The organism is Microbacterium sp. (assembly GCF_030149085.1).
In the GTDB taxonomy this organism is placed as follows: Bacteria; Actinomycetota; Actinomycetes; order Actinomycetales; family Microbacteriaceae; genus Microbacterium.
Genome location: NZ_JASBSF010000234.1, coordinates 1 through 15,677, shown reverse-complemented (window position 1 = coordinate 15,677; position 15,677 = coordinate 1). Strand labels below are relative to the sequence as shown.

Genomic DNA, 15,677 nt, shown 5'->3' with positions numbered 1-15,677 from the left:
ATCGAGAATCGCCTCCGCAGCCCAGGTCGCAGCGTCGGCGATGTCGCGACCACTCATCCCCAGCTGTCGGCGCATTGCCACCCAGGTCGCCGCCGAGTCGAGGTGACACAGTGCTGCGACAATCTGCTGTCGCTCGTTCTCTCCCAGAGAAGGGACCTCGTGCCTCAGGAGCGCGCTGAACGCCTCGCGATACGGGGCAGGCTCGGCACCATTGACGCCGCGCATCGAGGTCTCGGCGACCACGTAGGCCAACTCGGGGCGCCGATCATACGCCGCCATTGCCTCGCGAATCGCGATCGGGACATCGAAGATGGACTCGCACTCCGGGCGGGTGAAGGCCGTCCTTTCGATCCACGCGGATGTCGCAAGCAGCAAGTCCACGCGCGTGGGGTAGTGACGGAAGACCGTGCGCTCCCCGACTCCCGCCCGCAGCGCGATGACGCGAAAGGACACGTCATCCGTGCCCACTTCCTCGATCAGCTCGGCGTATGCCGCGAGGATCGCCGACTGCGTGGCAGACAACTCGGCATCCGCGTCGGTCGCGGACACTACGCCGCCCTGCTCGCCTTCGTCTCGCGCGGGAGGACTTGACCCATCGCGAACTCGAAGGCCTCGAAGGTCTGCTCTCCACTCATGTCGAAGCCCGTCCGCATCCGCGCCCAGAACTGCGCGGAAGCGAAGTAGCGGGCGTTGGCGGCGATCCGCAGCGCGTCACGTCGGTTCAGACAGGGGACCGACTCCTGCAGCATCACCATGATTGCGTCGGTCATCGGCGTAGCCTGCTCGTCGCCCATCGGGGAAAGGGAGGCACCCCGGGCCGCCACGAAAGCAAAGGCCGGCTCCGCGGCATACGCGGCAAAGCGGCTCCGCACGGCTTCCCGGAACTGCGCGAACGTGTGGAACTCGGCGATCCGAAAGTGCTCCTCCTCGATCCAGCGACCCAGCGCATCCAGAAGGTTCGACCTCGTCGGGAAGCGGCGGTAGATGGTGCGCTCTGACACGCCGGATGCTTCGGCGAGATCGAGGTACGTGATGTCCTCGAATGTCCGATGTCGCAGCAGGGTCGCCGCGCAGGCGAGGATCGCACCAGAGGTGTCGATCGTCTCGTCAACGACCACTGTCGCGCTCTCCTCTCGTCGGCGGCGGCTCCGGCGGTAGGACGTATCGGTCCGAATCGTCGAGGGTCAGAGCCAGCGACGAGACGTATTGCACCTCGCCCCGAGGCCCCAACTCAGCCGACATCAGCATATCCGGCCGCTCAAAGGTGTACCCCGTGACGTGGCAACGAAGTCGCTCTCCGGAAGGATTCCCGTCCGCATCCAGAATCGGCGTCGGGATGCCGTCTGAGGACCGGCGCAGGTAGTACCGACCCCGCGTCGCGATCGCCATGAGCGGGGTCACGATGAGAGCTACCCCAATAGCAATCAGCACCGAGAATGGCTGCAGATTCGGGCCGAACGCCCCGGCAAAGGTCAGCAGCGACAGCAGGGAGGCGAGGCTCACAGATACGAGGCCGACCGGGTTCCAGTCGTGCAGCATGCCCCGCCGGAACTCGGGGTAACGCGGCGAGATCTTCAGGATCAGCTTGTTGATGACAATGTCGGCCGAGATCGTCACGAGCCAGGCCATCACAACGTTGGCGTACAGACTCAGGACGAACGAGATGAGGCTGAAGACATCCATGAGCATGAGGGCAAGCGCGATGATGAGGTTGAACAGCACGAACACCGTGCGCCCGGGATATCGCTTGCGCACCCGGGTGTACACGTTCGACCAGGCCAGCGACCCGGAGTAAGCGTTCGTCACATTGATCTTTATCTGAGCGATCACGATCAACAGCAGGACGAGGGCCAAGGCGAGCCAGTCCGGCACGAGCGACTCGTACATCCCCAAGAACTGAGCGACCGGCTCGACTGCTCGGTCCCCGATCATCGGATCGACCTTCGTGACCAGATAGACCGCCAGGAACAGTCCGATGAGCTGCTTGGTCCCGCTGAAGACCACCCACCCCGGCCCGCTGAAGACAAAAGACACCCACCACGAGCGCGAGTTTCGCGCGGTGCGCGGCGGCATGACCCGGATGTAGTCGATCTGCTCGGCAAGCTGCGGGGTCAGCGCGAAGCACACCGCAGCACTGGCAACGATCGCGCTGAAACTGACCTCCCCGTCCGAGAGTCCCGTGAACTCGACGAACTCGACGACCGACTCCGGTTGGGTACCGACGATCCAGATCAGGGGAAGCAGCGCCAGCGCCAACCACAGCGGCGTCGTCCAGAACTGCAGTCTCTCCAGCGCCCGCATCCCGTAGATCACGATCGGGATTACGACCACGGTCGAGATGACATACCCGAGCGGTAGCGGAATCCCCACCGCCACAGCGAGTCCCTGCGCCATGATCGCGCCCTCGAGCGCGAAGAAGATGCAGGTGAATCCTGCGAACACGACGGTGGTGATGATCGACCCGTAGTAACCGAAGCCGGAGCCGCGTGCGACGAGGTCGAGGTCGAGGTTGTACCGCGCCGCGTAATAGGCGACGGGAAATCCCACCGCGAAGATGATCACGGATGCCAGCAGGATGCCGAGCATGGCGTTTGCCGTCCCGTGCTCGAGCCCGATACTGGCGCCGATAGAGAAGTCGGCGAGAAAGGCGATCGACCCTAGTGCGGTGCCTCCGACGGACAGGGCGCTCCACCGGCGGAAGGAGCGCGGAACGTAGCGGAAGGCATAGTCCTCAAGACTGTCTTCTGCAGCCGCTCGCGCGTCGCCCGCACGGTTCAGGGTCCGCATGCCCAGCGCACCCACTCTCACCTCCGAGATGTCGTCTGCTTCGGATTGTGCCGAGAGTGTGTTTCACCGGCGTTGCCGCGAGGAATCGATCTGAATCAGATCGCCATCGCGGCGCGTACATCGTCGATCGCCGACGCCCCACCCTCACCGCTCATCGTGATTCGACCCGACTGCAGCACGTAGTACGTGCTCGTCGACCGCAGCGCGAAGCCGACATGCTGCTCCACCAGCAGGACCGAGAGATCGCCACGACGCGTGAGGTCGATGATGACCCGTTCGATATCCGCGACGATATTCGGCTGGATACCCTCGGTGGGTTCATCGAGCACCAAGAGTCGTGGCTTGGTCAGCAGGGTACGAGCGATCGCCAGTTGCTGGCGCTGACCGCCCGACAGAAGACCGGCCCTTCGCCCCAGGAGTTGTTTGAGGACCGGGAACAGGTCGAACACCTCGTCGATGTCGGAGTTGCGCTTTGCCACCAGCTGGAGGTTTTCGAGCGTGGTCATCTGCGGGAAGGACTGCTGCCCTTGCGGCACGTAGCCAAGGCCGCGGTGCACCCGCTTCGAGGGCGGCATCTTGGTGACATCCTCGCCGTCGATGAGTACCTGCCCACTCATGACCGGGATCAGACCGGTCGCCACCCGCAGCAGGGTGGTCTTGCCCGCACCGTTATGGCCCATCACTGAGACGGCGGAGCCTGTCGGAATCTGGATGGTGACGTCATGGAGCACCTTGGTGCGCCCATAGCCTGCGGTAACACCCGTGATCTCGAGCATCAGTGGCCCCCCTCGCCTTCTACGGCGGCGTCGGCGGCCGTCCCCAGATAGACCTCCTGGACCCGCCGGTCCGCCTGCACCTGCTCAACAGTCCCGGCAGCCAGGAGCTTGCCCGAGTGCATCACGGTGACCCACTCCGCGTAGTTGCGCACGAAGTCCATATCGTGCTCGATGACGATAATGGTGCGCTCGTCGCCGATGCGCTGCAGCAGTTGTCCGGTTTCGTCCCGTTCGTCGGCATTCATGCCGGCCACGGGTTCGTCCAGGAACATGACCTTCGCGTCTTGGACGAGGAGCATGCCGATCTCGAGCCACTGCTTCTGCCCGTGCGCGAGGATGCCGGCAGGCTTGTCGCGAAGCCCGGACAGGCCGATCGTTTCCAGCGCGGACTCCACGTACTCGGGCACTCCCCGCCGAGCAAGAGGAAGTCCCCAGGCTCGGCGATGGAGACCGCCCGCGATATCGAGGTTCTGGAGCACCGAGAGCTCGTCAAAAACGGTCGCGGTCTGGAAGGTTCGCCCCACGCCGGCACGCACGATCTTGTTTGCCTTCATCGAGACGAGATCCATCCCGTTGTAGGTAGCGGTTCCGGTCGCGGGAACCAGACCGGTGAGCGCGTCCACGAGAGTCGTCTTGCCTGCTCCGTTCGGCCCGATGAGAAAGTGGACCTGCCCTTTGAGCATGAGCAGATCGACATCGTCGACTGCCTTGAACCCGTCGAAGCTGACCGTGAGGTGGGACACGGTCACGGAGGTTTCACCATCGGGGACGAGGACGCCCGAGTCGGATGCTGCGGGCGACGTGCTCGCGTTCTCACTCATGCTTTCGCCTCGCCTTCGATCGGCAACGGCGCGGGTGCGGAGGTGCGGTCACGCGCCAACAGGTCTTTGACCCGCCCCACCAGGGAGGCCAGGCCGTTGGGGAGGAAGAGGGTCACGACGACGAAGAGCAGACCGAGCAGGTATACCCATCCGTCGGGCCAACTCGAGGCGAGGCTCGATTGACCCCATCCGATGGCCATGGCACCCAGCACCGGGCCGAACAGGGAGGCCCGACCGCCGAGGGCAACGCCGGCGATCATGAGGATCGACGCGGAGGCCCCGATCTCTTGCGGCGTGATGATCCCGACCAGGGGAACGAACATGGCGCCGCCGACGCTGGCCATGACCGCGGCGATGACGAAGGCGGCGAGCTTGACGTTGGCCGGGTCATAACCCAGGAACCGAACGCGCTCCTCAGCGTCGCGGGTCGCCAGCAGCAGCTCGCCGAAACGGCTGCGGTAGAGCTGCCACACCACGACCATGCAGACGACGAGAAGACTCGCGGTGATGAGGTAGACCATCACCTGGTTGGCGGGATCCTTCAGGTCGTACCCGAAGAACGACGTGAAGCCGCTGAGGCCTGTGTCACCTCCGGTCTCGCGGATCGTTGAGCTGATCCAGATGGCGAGCGCGACCGCGAGCGCCTGAGTGAGGATGGCGAAGTAGGCGCCTTTGACGCGGCGCTTGAACAGCGCAAAACCACGGATGCCGGCCACGATGATCGGCAGCACGAGGATGGCCAGCAGAGTGAACCAGGGGCTGCGGAAGGGCTCCCAGAAGACAGGGAGCGGGGCTAGCGGGTCGTAGAGGATCATGAACCCGGGCAGCGCGTCCGGGCCGGCAGTTTCGAGTGTCAGGTGCATGGCCATGGCGTAGGCACCGAGGCCGAAGAAGACTCCCTGCCCCATGACGAGCATCCCGCCGCGTCCCCACGCCAGTCCGATCCCGACGGCGACGATCGCCCAGGCGCAGTACTTGCCGAGGTTGTTGACCCAGTGCATCGTCAGGATCGACGGCGCCACCGCGAGGAGGATGACGGCGAAGATGCCGATGCCGATGAGCGAGTACCAGGGCTTGAGCTTGGTCAGGATGGTCATGCCAACCCCCTCGTGCGGACGGTGAACAGACCCTGCGGGCGGATCTGCAGGAAGACGACGACGAGCACGAAGGCGAGCACCTGAGCAAGGCTCCCGCTGGTCAGGTCGGCGAAGAAGGCCATCGCAATGCCGATCGCGAAGGCGGCGATCACGGTGCCCTTGATCTGCCCGATACCCCCAGCCACGACGACGAGGAAGGCGGGAATGATGTACTGGGTCCCCATCTGGGAGTTGGTTCCCCCGATGAGGGAGGCTGCGACACCCGCGACTCCAGCCAGTCCCGAGCCCACGAAGAACGTGATGCGGTCCACGGTCCGGGTGCGCACCCCGACGGTCTCGGCCAGGTCGCGGTTTTGCACCGTGGCGCGAATCCGGCGCCCGAACGAGGAGTACTTGAGCCAGGCGGCGAGGATCGCCACGCACGCCGCGGCGAGCCCGATAGTGAACACCTGGCGCAGCGGCCAGGCGTAGCCGAAGACGTTGATCTGGCCCTGGAGCCAGCCGGGGTTCTCCACCGGCACTCCCTGGGCGGGGAAGATCTGCAGGGCAGCCTGTTGCAGGATGAGTGCCACACCGACGGTGACCAGCAGTGTGTCAAGCGGGCGACGGTACATCCACTGGAGAATTCCGGCTTCCAGCAGAAGGCCCAAGAGCCCGGCGACGACGAAGGCGACGGGCAACGCGACAGGGATAGAGATGTTGCTGTCGGGGATGACGAGCTGAACGAGGAATGTCGTGAAGGCGCCGACCATGATGAACTCGCCGTGCGCCATGTTGATCACCCCCATCTGGCCGAAGGTCAGGGTGAGGCCGAGTGCTGTCAAGAGCAGCAAGGCGCCCAGCGCGGTGCCGTTGAGCAGCGGCGGAATCAGTGCATCCATTCGAGTTCACTCCCTTCTGTTCTCGCGCGTGTTCATGGAAGAGCCGGTGCTGCGGGGCCCCGGACAGGCCGGGACCCCGCAGTGCCTTGTGTGTGTCAGCCCGCGGCTGCCACGAGGGCGTTGCGCACGTCCTCGGGGAACCAGGAGTACTGCTCGAGGTACGGGTCGGGCTCGATGAACCCGTCCGATGCCCAGACGATGTCGAACTGGTTGTCGGCGTTGATGCGTCCGATGTGGCCCGGCTTGGAGATGTGGTGGTTCTCCCCGTTGAGGGTCACGACACCCTCGGGAGCGTCCACCGTGATCTCGTTGTCCAGGGCAGCCTGGTTGATCGCGTCGACGTCGAAGGAGCCAGCGGCTTCAACGAGGGCCTTGTAGAGGTAGAGCGAGATGTACGCGGCCTCCATGGGGTCCGAGGTCACGCCGCTGCTGCCCGGGTAGGCCTGCCAGGCCTCGATGAACGCCGGGTTGTTCGGGGTGTCGAGGGACTGGAAGTAGTTCCACGAGGCGTAGTTGCCGGTGACCTCGTGACCCATCGCGGGAGCTTCTTCTTCAGCGATCGAGACCGAGATGATCGGTGTCTCTTCGGGAGTGAGGCCCGCGTCGTAGTACGCCTTGATGAACCCGACGTTGGAGGAACCGTTGATCGTGTTGAAGATGTAGTCGGGGTCAGCCTCGACGATCTTGGCAACCTGGGTCGTCCAGTCGTCACGATCCAGCGGCACGTACTCTTCGCCGACGATCTCGATGCCGAGCTCCTCTGCGTAGAGCTTGATGATCGCGTTCGCGGTGCGGGGGAAGACGTAGTCCGATCCCGCCAGGAACAGGGTCTTCACTCCCTGCGATGCCAGGTAGTCCATGGCGGGAATGATCTGCTGGTTGGTCGTGGCACCGGTGTAGTAGATGTTCGGTGAGGACTCGAGGCCTTCGTACTGGACCGGGTAGAAGAAGAGGCCGTTGTACTCCTCGACGACAGGCTTGACAGCCTTACGCGACGAGGAGGTCCAGCCGCCGAAGATCGCGGCGACGCAGTCCTGCGTGAGCAGCTTCTCGGTCTTCTCGGCGAAGGTGGGCCAGTCGGTGGCGCCGTCTTCCTGGATGTATTCGATCTGCTTGCCCAGGATGCCGCCGTCGGCGTTGATCTCATCAGCCGCCATGTGCAGCACGTTCGAGACCGTGGTCTCGGAGATCGCCATGCCTCCGGTCAGCGAGTTGAGGAATCCGAGCTTGACGGTGTCGCCCGAGGTGTCGACGCAGCTCTCCGCGGCCGCAGGGGCTTCGCTCGAGGCTGCGTCGTCGGTGCGGGCGCCGCATCCGGCGAGGACGAGGGCTGCGGCTGAGGCCATGGCGCCTGCCGCAAGCAGCGTCCGTAGACGCCTGCCAGTGGTGATCATGCTGTGCTCCGTTTCAGGTTGCGTGTGCGAGAGCGCAAGCCGCACCGTCCGCACGGATGGCGCGACGAATACCGCTTGCGTGGCGTTCCGCGTCGGATGCGCCGTTCGCCCGGTCAGAGGATCTGTGGTGCGGGGTGGGACCCCTCGCCGAGGTCTGAGCGAAGAGGTCCCGAATCGCCGGTGGCAGAACACCGCCGACTGCTGCAGGTGAGTTCACCATGGACCCGTGGCATTACATTGCCATTACTCGAATGTGTCGACCATGTAAAACTGCCAGAGCGGTGATCCGCCTAGTGCCTTGAAATTACAGGGTTTTTCGCTGGTTCTCACCACGTCATGACGATGACAATGATGAGTGACTGACGCAAAAATGACAGACTTCTGTCACTGCTCGGAACACTGTCCGACAAGCATCCTGACAGTGATCCGACTCGCCGGCTCCTCAGGGAGCCACGCCGAAGGGAGCGCCCCGTGCATCTGTCACCTGCGGATACCGAGAAGCTGCTGCTCGCCGTGGCGGGCATGGTGGCCAGAGATCGCCAGGCACGCGGCGTGAAGCTCAACCACCCGGAGGCCGTAGCCCTCCTGTCGACGTGGGTGATCGAGCGCGCCAGAGAAGGTGTCGGGGTAGCGGAACTCATGGCGGCGGGGCGCACCGTGCTCACCCGCGATGACGTCATGGAGGGCGTGGCCGACATGCTCGTCGACGTCCAGGTCGAAGCCACCTTCCCCGACGGACGCAAGCTCGTCACCGTTCACCATCCGATCGACTGAGAGGCTCACCGTGGCATCGGGAACATCGTCAGGACCGGGAGCCATCCGGGTTCGTCCGGGGCAGATCGAGCTCAACAGCGACCGCGTGGCAGACGAGCGGCTCGAATTGATCATTCTCAACACAGGGGATCGCCCCGTGCAGATCGGCTCCCACATCCATCTGCCCGACGTGAATGACGCGCTCGACTTCGACCGCGCGGCAGCTGCGGGCTTTCGACTCGACATTCCCTCGGGGACCTCGGAGCGTTTCGAGCCAGGGGTCTCCAAGCGTGTGGCAGCGGTGAGCCTGCGCGGGAATCGGCGTGTGGCAGGCATCCGCATCCGACACGAGGGAGGAGATCTCTGATGGTCAGGATCGACAGGGAAAGATACGCCGCGATCTACGGGCCCACCGCCGGCGATCAGGTGCGCCTGGGCGACACCGACCTCTGGATCGAGATCGAGAGGGACCTCACCGCCGGCGGCGAAGAGGCAGTGTTCGGGGGCGGCAAGTCGATCCGCGAGTCCATGGCGCAGAGCACTGTGTCGCGCGCCGATGGCGCCCTGGACACCGTGATCACGAACGCGATCATCCTCGACTGGTGGGGAATCGTGCGCGCCGATGTCGGCATCCGCGACGGCCGGATCGTCGGGGTCGGGCGCGCGGGGAACCCCGACATCGCCGATGGCGTCGACCCTCGGCTGATCATCGGACCGTCCACCGACGTCATCTCCGGTGAGGGGAAGATCCTCACCGCTGGAGCGATCGACTCGCACGTTCACTTGCTCTCCCCGTCACAGATTCACGAGGCGCTCGCGGCGGGGATCACGACGATCGTCGGAGGAGGAACGGGACCGTCCGAAGGGTCGAAGGCCACCACCGTCACGCCGGGGTCCTGGCACCTCGAACACATGCATCGTGCCCTGGATGCCCTTCCGGTCAACGTCCTGCTGCTGGGCAAGGGGAATACCGTCTCGGCAGCGGCATTCGAAGAGCAGGCGCTCGCAGGTGCGGCGGGCTACAAAGTCCACGAGGACTGGGGCTCGACCCCCGCAGCTATCGACGCGAGCTTGCGCGCGGCCGAGGAGTGGGGCCTCCAGGTAGCCCTGCACAGTGACTCGCTCAACGAGGCGGGCTATGTGGATTCGACGATCGCCGCGATCGCGGGGCGCACGATCCATGCGTTTCACGTCGAGGGGGCGGGGGGCGGTCACGCTCCCGACATCCTCTCGATCGCGAGTCTTCCCTTCGTTATTCCCGGCTCGACGAACCCGACACTGCCCCACACGGTCAACACGGTCGCCGAGCACCTCGACATGCTGATGGTCTGTCACCACCTGAACCCGGGGGTGCCCGAGGATCTCGCCTTCGCGGAGTCCCGCATCCGGGGGACAACGATCGCCGCCGAAGACATCCTGCACGACATGGGCGCCATCTCGATCACCTCCTCCGACGCGCAGGCGATGGGACGGATCGGCGAGGTCATCACTCGGACCTGGCAGGTCGCCCACGTCATGAAGGCCAGGCGCGGAAGCCTCGGCACCTCCCTCCCCGCCGACAACGAGCGGGCCCGTCGGTATGTCGCGAAGTACACGGTCAACCCCGCGATCGCTCACGGCATCGACGGGGAGGTCGGTTCGATCCAGGTGGGCAAGCTCGCCGACCTCGTGCTCTGGGATCCGCGGTTCTTCGGTTTCCGCCCGAGCGTGGTCATGAAAGGTGGCGGGCTGGTGTGGGGCGCCCTCGGCGATCCGAACGCCTCGATCCCCACCCCGCAACCGGTGCTCATGCGTCCCGCCTTCAGCGATGCGATCGGCGGCGCCCTGTCGGTGTCGTTTGTCTCTCCCGCCGCGCTGGCGGCGGGGATCGAGGAGCGCCTCGGGCTGACCCGCCGGATGCTGCCGCTGCAGTCCACCCGCGCGGTCACCAAGGCCGACATGCGCAACAACGATGCGCTGCCACGAATCGACATCCGGCCCGACACCTTCGACATCCGCATCGATGGCGAGCTCGTCGAACCCGCCCCCGCCGCCCGCCTGCCGCTGGCCCAGCTCTACCAGTTGTTCTGATGGCACTGTCCTCGACCTCCGCCGCCATGCTCCTCGCGGATGCCAGGCTGCCCTCCGGCGGTCACGCGCACTCCGCCGGCGTGGAGCCCGCGCTGATGTCGGGCCTGGAGGCAGCGGAGCTTCCCGCCCTGCTGCGCGGCAGGGCAGCCACGGTGACCCTCGTCGAGGCGGGGACTGCTGTCGCTACGCGCCACGTGCGCCTAGTCGACGGAGACCTGGACGCTGTCGAGATGGCATGGGCCGCCCGCACCCCGAGCGCCGCGCTTCGGGATGCCGCGCGCCACCTCGCCCGCGGGTACCTGCGCGTGGGCACCGAACTGCTCCCGGGCGACTCGGCTATCCACACCTGGCGCGGCCGCACCCCGCCTCCACCGCGCGCGTGCGTGCTCGGGGTCATCGCGGCGGGCCTAGACATGCCAGCGCTGGATCTGGCGCGACTGGTCGTCTACGAAGACATACAGGCAGCTGCAGCGGCGGTCCTCAAGCTCGAGCCTCGCGACCCGCTCGATCTGGTCTCTCTCGTGGTCGAGGTCTGCAGCGAGATCGAGGACGAGCTACCGCTGATCGCGCAGATCACCGACCCCACCGACATCCCCTCCCTTTCCGCACCGCAATCCGAACAGTGGGCCCAGGCCCACGCCCAATCGACCAGGAGGCTCTTTCGTGCCTGACCACTCACCCCGCGCCCTGCGGCTGGGCGTTGCCGGCCCCGTCGGCACCGGCAAGTCCTCACTCATCGCGACGATCTGCCGCATCCTTGCCGAAGAGATCCGCATCGGCGTCATCACCAATGACATCTACACCGACGAGGATGCCCGGTTCCTGCGCTCTGCCGGTGTGCTCGATCCCGAGCGGATCGTCGCCGTGGAGACCGGGGCCTGCCCCCACACCGCGATCCGCGACGATGTCACCGCGAACCTGCTCGCCGCGGAGGATCTGGAACGTGCCTTCGCGCCCCTGGACCTCGTCGTCATCGAGTCGGGCGGCGACAACCTCACCGCCACCTTCTCGCCCGCGCTCGTGGATGCGCAGATCTTCGTCCTCGATGTAGCTGGGGGCGGCGATGTCGCCCGAAAGGGTGGTCCCGGTATCGCCCGGGCCGACCTGCTTGTCGTGAACAAGACCGACCTCGCGCCCTATGTCGGGGTAGATGTCGAGCAGATGGTCGCCGACGCCACCCTCGCCCGCGACGGACGGACGGTGCTCGCGCTCTCGCGCACCGACGCTGCATCAGTCGCGGCCCTGCGCGGATGGGTGCTGTCGATCCTTGCCGCACACCGCGACGGATCGCACGTCCCGCAGGACCCCGGCCCCATGGCCCCGCACTTCCACGCCGACGACGAGGGCGGCGGATTCGTGCACTCTCACGCGGAGGGCAAGCACTCGCACGCGCACGCGGACGGGGCACTGCACGTTCACGCGGACCACTCTCACTCGTGAGACCCACCGTCGTCGAGGTGAGCACGCGGGGCGACTCTGTCACGTGCGCACTGGACGGCGAGCTTGTCCTCCCCCGCCTCGTGCATCGCCGCGGGCGCTGCGTGGAGATCGCGCTGGTGTCGGGCCGAGCGATGCTGATGCCGGGTGACCGCGTCGAGCTCGACATCCGTGTCGGCGCCGGATGCTCCGTGCGCCTGGTCGACATCGGCGGGCTCATCGTCTACGGGCGAGAGGAAGTGGGCCAATCGCAGTGGCACGCGCACCTTGACCTCGGCGCCGATGCTCACCTCGTGTGGGAGGGCCTTCCCACGGTGGTCACCGATGCCGGCTCACTCACGCGGTCGATGACCGTGCGACTGGGCGCCGCAGCATCCGTGATCGCCCGCGAAACCCTCGTCCTCGGTCGCTCCGGCGAGCGCGGCGGCGCGCTCACAGCCGATGTCGAGGCGACGGACGCCGCAGGCCCGGTGCTGCGCGAGCGCCTGCAGGTTCGCGGCGACCAGCCTTTCCCCGGCATCCTCGGCTCACACCGCGTGGTGGATTCAGTCCTCTACCTCGGCGAGGGGATCGAGGCGCCGCCTGTGCCCGACGCTGTGCGTCTGGACCTGGAGCGCGGTGGCACCGTGCTGCGTTACCTCGGCGACCACGCCCACGACAGCCCGCTCGAGGACCTGCTTCCGCTCGGCACGACGCTCCGGTGCGCTCGGAGCGCCAGCGATGATGAGGGTTTCGTGCCTTACGCCGACACCGGCCGAGTCGATGCTGGTCGTCCGCGCTTGGGACGGTGAGTGTCGAGTTCGAGCACCATTGCGTGCGCGGCGCGCGCCGCGAGTTGCGCCTCGACGTGATCGAGCCACCGAAGTTCCGCCTCCGCACCGAAAACCATCGACTCGTTGAGAAGCGACCAGGCGAGCTCTTCCGGTCCGCCGACGATCTCACCACCGAACGTCGCCCTGCGCAGGGACTCGAGGCGCCGAGTCGAGGCTCGCCGCTGCGTATCGATGACCTCGAAGACATCCACCCCCGGCAGCGTGGTCGCCAGCGCGAGCTTGATCGCGAGCTCGTCCCGGGTTCCGGGGTTGCGTTCGACCGGAGACGCAAGCCAGGCGCGGGCCTCGCCGCGGCCGGCATCCGTGATCTGCCAGTAGATGTGGCCGTCCGTGTCGGGTGCGCCCCGCGAAACGAGGCCGTCGCGCTCGAGCCGCTCGAGAGTGCTGTAGATCTGGCCGACGTTGAGCGACGAGCTCGAGCCGGTGCGCCGCTCGAACTCCGACCGCAGCTGGTAGCCGTAGCACGGCCCCTGCGCCAGGATCGCCAACAGGCTCTGCCTCACCGACATTCGAGTCTCCCTGCGCGCGATATGTATACCGGGTAGTGTCGCGCTCCTTATGGATACCGCCGCGACGACGCTATGGAGTGGTGCTGGCCGGGCGTTTGGCGGAATCCGCTATATGGTCTGACCACATTAGGGGTGAGCGCCGTGGGCTTCACTGAACGATTGGCGATGCGCCGACTCTCGGCGTAGAACGGCACCGTGTTCGGTTCGTCTCGGCGCCGCATGGTCGGATGCCTCGCCCTCATCCCCGTTGTCACGATCGTCGCCGTCGCCTGCTCGCCGGCGGCTGCCACTGCTCCCTCGCCTGCACCCCTCGACCCGACAGCAGGAATCGTCGTCGGCGACGGCGCGGTCGACATCCAGCTCTGGAGCGACCCTTCCTGCCCGCACTGCATGAGCCTCGACGAGGCGATCGGTGACGACCTCGCAGCCTTCGTCGGCGATGGCACGGCGACGTGGACCCTGCATCCGATGACGTACGTGAGCGCCAAGCGCGGTGACGTCACCGACTACTCGACCCGGGCCGCGGCACTTCTCCTCGGCGTCGCAGCGGCGGGCGAGGATGACGCACTCCTGCCGCTGTACGGACTGATCCAGCAGAACCAGGTCACGGCAGATCACTCACCGAGCGACGAGGAACTCCTCGGATTCGCGGCCACGGCTGGCGCGACATCCGACCTGTCGACAGCGATCGCTGACTACGCGGGACTCGCGAGCGCCGCCAATGACGCGTGGCTCGGCAAGCCGATTCCCGGCACCGACCAGGTCGTCGACCACGTCCCGTTGCTGGTCATCGACGGCACGGTGTTCGAGGTGCGTGAAAACGGCACGGATGCTGCGCGCTTTGCCGCTGCGGTAGCCGAGGCCGCCGCGGACTGACCATCAGCCGAGTCCCTCCCGGTGCGGCGCGGACGCCGCATCCGCCTCCCCGACCACGGGCTTGCGTGACAGGCCGACGGAGCCGGAGGCGGGATCCTTCGACAGCGCCGCAGCGACGGCGGCTGACTCGTCGACATCCGGGTATTGGGGCCGAAGCTGCACAGCCTGCCGCTTCTTCTGCTCCCGCTTCGCTTTGCGGGACGAGTACGTGAGGTTCAGCGCCTCGACGAAGATCGCGAAGGCCATCGGACCGTAGATGAAAGCCTTGTCGATCTTGATGTGGAAGCCCTCGGCGATGAGGAAAACGCCGATCAATAGCAGGAACGACAGCGCCAACATCTTCACTGTCGGGTGCGCGTTGACGAACGCGAAGATGAATCGCGAGGCGAACAGCATGATGCCGAACGACAGCACCACGACGGTGATGATGATGACCATGTTCGAGGTCATGCCGACGGCGGTGATGACCGAGTCCAGCGAGAAGACGATGTCGAGCAAGAGGATCTGCGCGATGACCGATCCGAAGCTCACGCCCTTGCGGCCGCCCGAGCCCTCGCCGTGTTCCTCTTCGGCGCCCTCGAGCTTGTGGTGGATCTCGGTGACTGCCTTGTAGACGAGGAAGAGCCCGCCCGCGATGAGGATGAAGTCCTTCCACGAGAACGAGATGCCCCACAGGGTCACGACCGGTTCGGTGAGCGTGATGATCCACCCCGCCGCGAAGACGAGGCCGACGCGGATCAGCATCGCGAGCGTCAGTCCAAGGTTGCGCGCTCGCGCCTGCTGCTCCTTGGGGAGCTTGGAGGCGAGGATCGAGATGAAGATGACGTTGTCGACGCCCAGCACGATCTCCAGCACGAACAGCGTGACGAAGACCGCGATCAGGTCGGGCGTGAAAGCGAAGGAAAAGTCCACGCAGCCAGCGTAGGGCCTGGATTCGGTCGCGCTGTTGCGCTGGTTCGCGCCGCGCCAACCCGCATCATGGCGCGACCGAAGAATCTGGCGCTCAGTTCAGTCGCGCCGATGTGTGGGTATGGGGGCGGGCGACCCACAATACGGCGCGACTGAACCGGGTCCGAAGCACACCGATCGGACCCATATACCCCCTAGGGTATAGTTTGCGTCATGCCACCGTCCCCTGCCGACCGCGTCGACCGGCCCGTCATCGGCGAGTGGGTTGACGGCATCGACATCCCCGTCATCAACGAGCGTGCCGTGCGCGCCTCGGCCGGCATCCTGTTCCTCCTGGGCTTCGGCGCCTGGCTCTATGGCGTGATCACCGGCGACCTGCAGTACATGCGCGGGTTCGGCATCCTGTTCGCCGCCGAGATGTTCCTGCGCCTGTTCGTCGGAACCCGCTTCACGCCCACCCTTCTGATCGGCACCCTCATCACGCGTCCGCAGCGACCCGAGTGGGTGGATGCCGCCCCCAAGCAGTTCGCCTGG

General features: G+C 65.9%; 18 protein-coding genes. 8 read left to right on the top strand and 10 right to left on the bottom strand.

Features of this window, described 5'->3' with window-relative positions; genetic code table 11:
- The 8 genes from Q1V87_RS09585 to urtA all read right to left on the bottom strand — a co-directional run.
- A partial coding sequence (locus Q1V87_RS09585) for a helix-turn-helix domain-containing protein (protein WP_300592025.1) occupies window positions 1–549 on the bottom strand: 549 nt, incomplete at its 3' end.
- Window positions 549–1,118 carry a TetR/AcrR family transcriptional regulator gene (locus Q1V87_RS09580; protein WP_300592022.1) on the bottom strand — a complete coding sequence of 190 codons (570 nt, stop codon included), beginning with the start codon at window positions 1,116–1,118 and terminating at the stop codon, window positions 549–551. The genes Q1V87_RS09580 and Q1V87_RS09585, both read right to left, overlap by 1 nt.
- The gene (locus Q1V87_RS09575) at window positions 1,108–2,787 is read right to left on the bottom strand and encodes a hypothetical protein (protein WP_292729675.1); all 1,680 of its coding nucleotides are present in this window, start codon (window positions 2,785–2,787) and stop codon (window positions 1,108–1,110) included. The genes Q1V87_RS09580 and Q1V87_RS09575 overlap by 11 nt, the downstream gene beginning before the upstream one ends.
- 95 nt (window positions 2,788–2,882) lie before the next feature.
- Complete coding sequence (gene urtE, locus Q1V87_RS09570; protein ID WP_300592020.1) at window positions 2,883–3,563, bottom strand: urea ABC transporter ATP-binding subunit UrtE; 681 nt, start codon at window positions 3,561–3,563, stop codon at window positions 2,883–2,885.
- Window positions 3,563–4,384: an urea ABC transporter ATP-binding protein UrtD gene (gene urtD, locus Q1V87_RS09565; protein WP_300592018.1), complete on the bottom strand. Its 822-nt coding sequence runs from the start codon at window positions 4,382–4,384 to the stop codon at window positions 3,563–3,565. Before urtD ends, urtE begins: the two co-directional genes overlap by 1 nt.
- On the bottom strand, window positions 4,381–5,481 hold the full coding sequence (gene urtC, locus Q1V87_RS09560) for an urea ABC transporter permease subunit UrtC (RefSeq protein ID WP_300592016.1): 1,101 nt from the start codon (window positions 5,479–5,481) through the stop codon (window positions 4,381–4,383). The genes urtD and urtC overlap by 4 nt, the downstream gene beginning before the upstream one ends.
- Window positions 5,478–6,362 (bottom strand): urea ABC transporter permease subunit UrtB, encoded by an 885-nt coding sequence (gene urtB / locus Q1V87_RS09555; RefSeq protein WP_292729664.1) that lies wholly within the window; start codon window positions 6,360–6,362, stop codon window positions 5,478–5,480. Before urtB ends, urtC begins: the two co-directional genes overlap by 4 nt.
- Before the next feature lie 95 nt (window positions 6,363–6,457).
- Entirely contained in the window at window positions 6,458–7,756 is a 1,299-nt protein-coding gene (gene urtA, locus Q1V87_RS09550) for an urea ABC transporter substrate-binding protein (protein ID WP_292729661.1), read from the bottom strand.
- 471 nt (window positions 7,757–8,227) lie between these two features.
- On the opposite strand from urtA, the gene Q1V87_RS09545 reads away from it, so the two are divergent.
- The 6 genes from Q1V87_RS09545 to Q1V87_RS09520 are packed head-to-tail and all read left to right on the top strand — an operon-like array spanning window position 8,228 to window position 12,807.
- Complete coding sequence (locus tag Q1V87_RS09545) at window positions 8,228–8,530, top strand: urease subunit gamma (RefSeq protein ID WP_292729658.1); 303 nt, start codon at window positions 8,228–8,230, stop codon at window positions 8,528–8,530.
- 10 nt (window positions 8,531–8,540) lie between these two features.
- A complete protein-coding gene (gene ureB, locus Q1V87_RS09540) occupies window positions 8,541–8,876 on the top strand; it encodes an urease subunit beta (protein WP_300592012.1) in 336 nt (111 codons plus the stop codon).
- Window positions 8,876–10,579, top strand: coding sequence for an urease subunit alpha (locus Q1V87_RS09535; RefSeq protein WP_300592010.1), 1,704 nt, complete (start codon window positions 8,876–8,878; stop codon window positions 10,577–10,579). Before ureB ends, Q1V87_RS09535 begins: the two co-directional genes overlap by 1 nt.
- The gene (locus Q1V87_RS09530; RefSeq protein ID WP_300592008.1) at window positions 10,579–11,250 is read left to right on the top strand and encodes an urease accessory UreF family protein; all 672 of its coding nucleotides are present in this window, start codon (window positions 10,579–10,581) and stop codon (window positions 11,248–11,250) included. Before Q1V87_RS09535 ends, Q1V87_RS09530 begins: the two co-directional genes overlap by 1 nt.
- Window positions 11,243–12,019 (top strand): urease accessory protein UreG, encoded by a 777-nt coding sequence (gene ureG / locus Q1V87_RS09525; RefSeq protein ID WP_300592006.1) that lies wholly within the window; start codon window positions 11,243–11,245, stop codon window positions 12,017–12,019. Before Q1V87_RS09530 ends, ureG begins: the two co-directional genes overlap by 8 nt.
- On the top strand, window positions 12,016–12,807 hold the full coding sequence (locus Q1V87_RS09520; protein WP_300592004.1) for an urease accessory protein UreD: 792 nt from the start codon (window positions 12,016–12,018) through the stop codon (window positions 12,805–12,807). The genes ureG and Q1V87_RS09520 overlap by 4 nt, the downstream gene beginning before the upstream one ends.
- Here Q1V87_RS09520 and Q1V87_RS09515 read toward each other — a convergent pair.
- Entirely contained in the window at window positions 12,756–13,358 is a 603-nt protein-coding gene (locus Q1V87_RS09515) for a PadR family transcriptional regulator (RefSeq protein WP_300592002.1), read from the bottom strand. The two genes, Q1V87_RS09520 and Q1V87_RS09515, sit on opposite strands and share 52 nt — an antisense overlap.
- 195 nt (window positions 13,359–13,553) lie before the next feature.
- Here Q1V87_RS09515 and Q1V87_RS09510 point away from each other — a divergent pair, with 195 nt between their 5' ends.
- Window positions 13,554–14,234, top strand: a complete 681-nt coding sequence (locus tag Q1V87_RS09510) for a hypothetical protein (protein ID WP_300592000.1) — start codon at window positions 13,554–13,556, stop codon at window positions 14,232–14,234.
- 3 nt (window positions 14,235–14,237) lie between these two features.
- Here the strand turns inward: Q1V87_RS09510 and Q1V87_RS09505 are convergent, their stop codons facing one another.
- Window positions 14,238–15,146, bottom strand: coding sequence for a TerC family protein (locus Q1V87_RS09505; RefSeq protein WP_300591998.1), 909 nt, complete (start codon window positions 15,144–15,146; stop codon window positions 14,238–14,240).
- Between the two features lie 210 nt (window positions 15,147–15,356).
- Here Q1V87_RS09505 and Q1V87_RS09500 point away from each other — a divergent pair.
- A partial coding sequence (locus tag Q1V87_RS09500) for a DUF4395 family protein (RefSeq protein ID WP_300591996.1) occupies window positions 15,357–15,677 on the top strand: 321 nt, incomplete at its 3' end.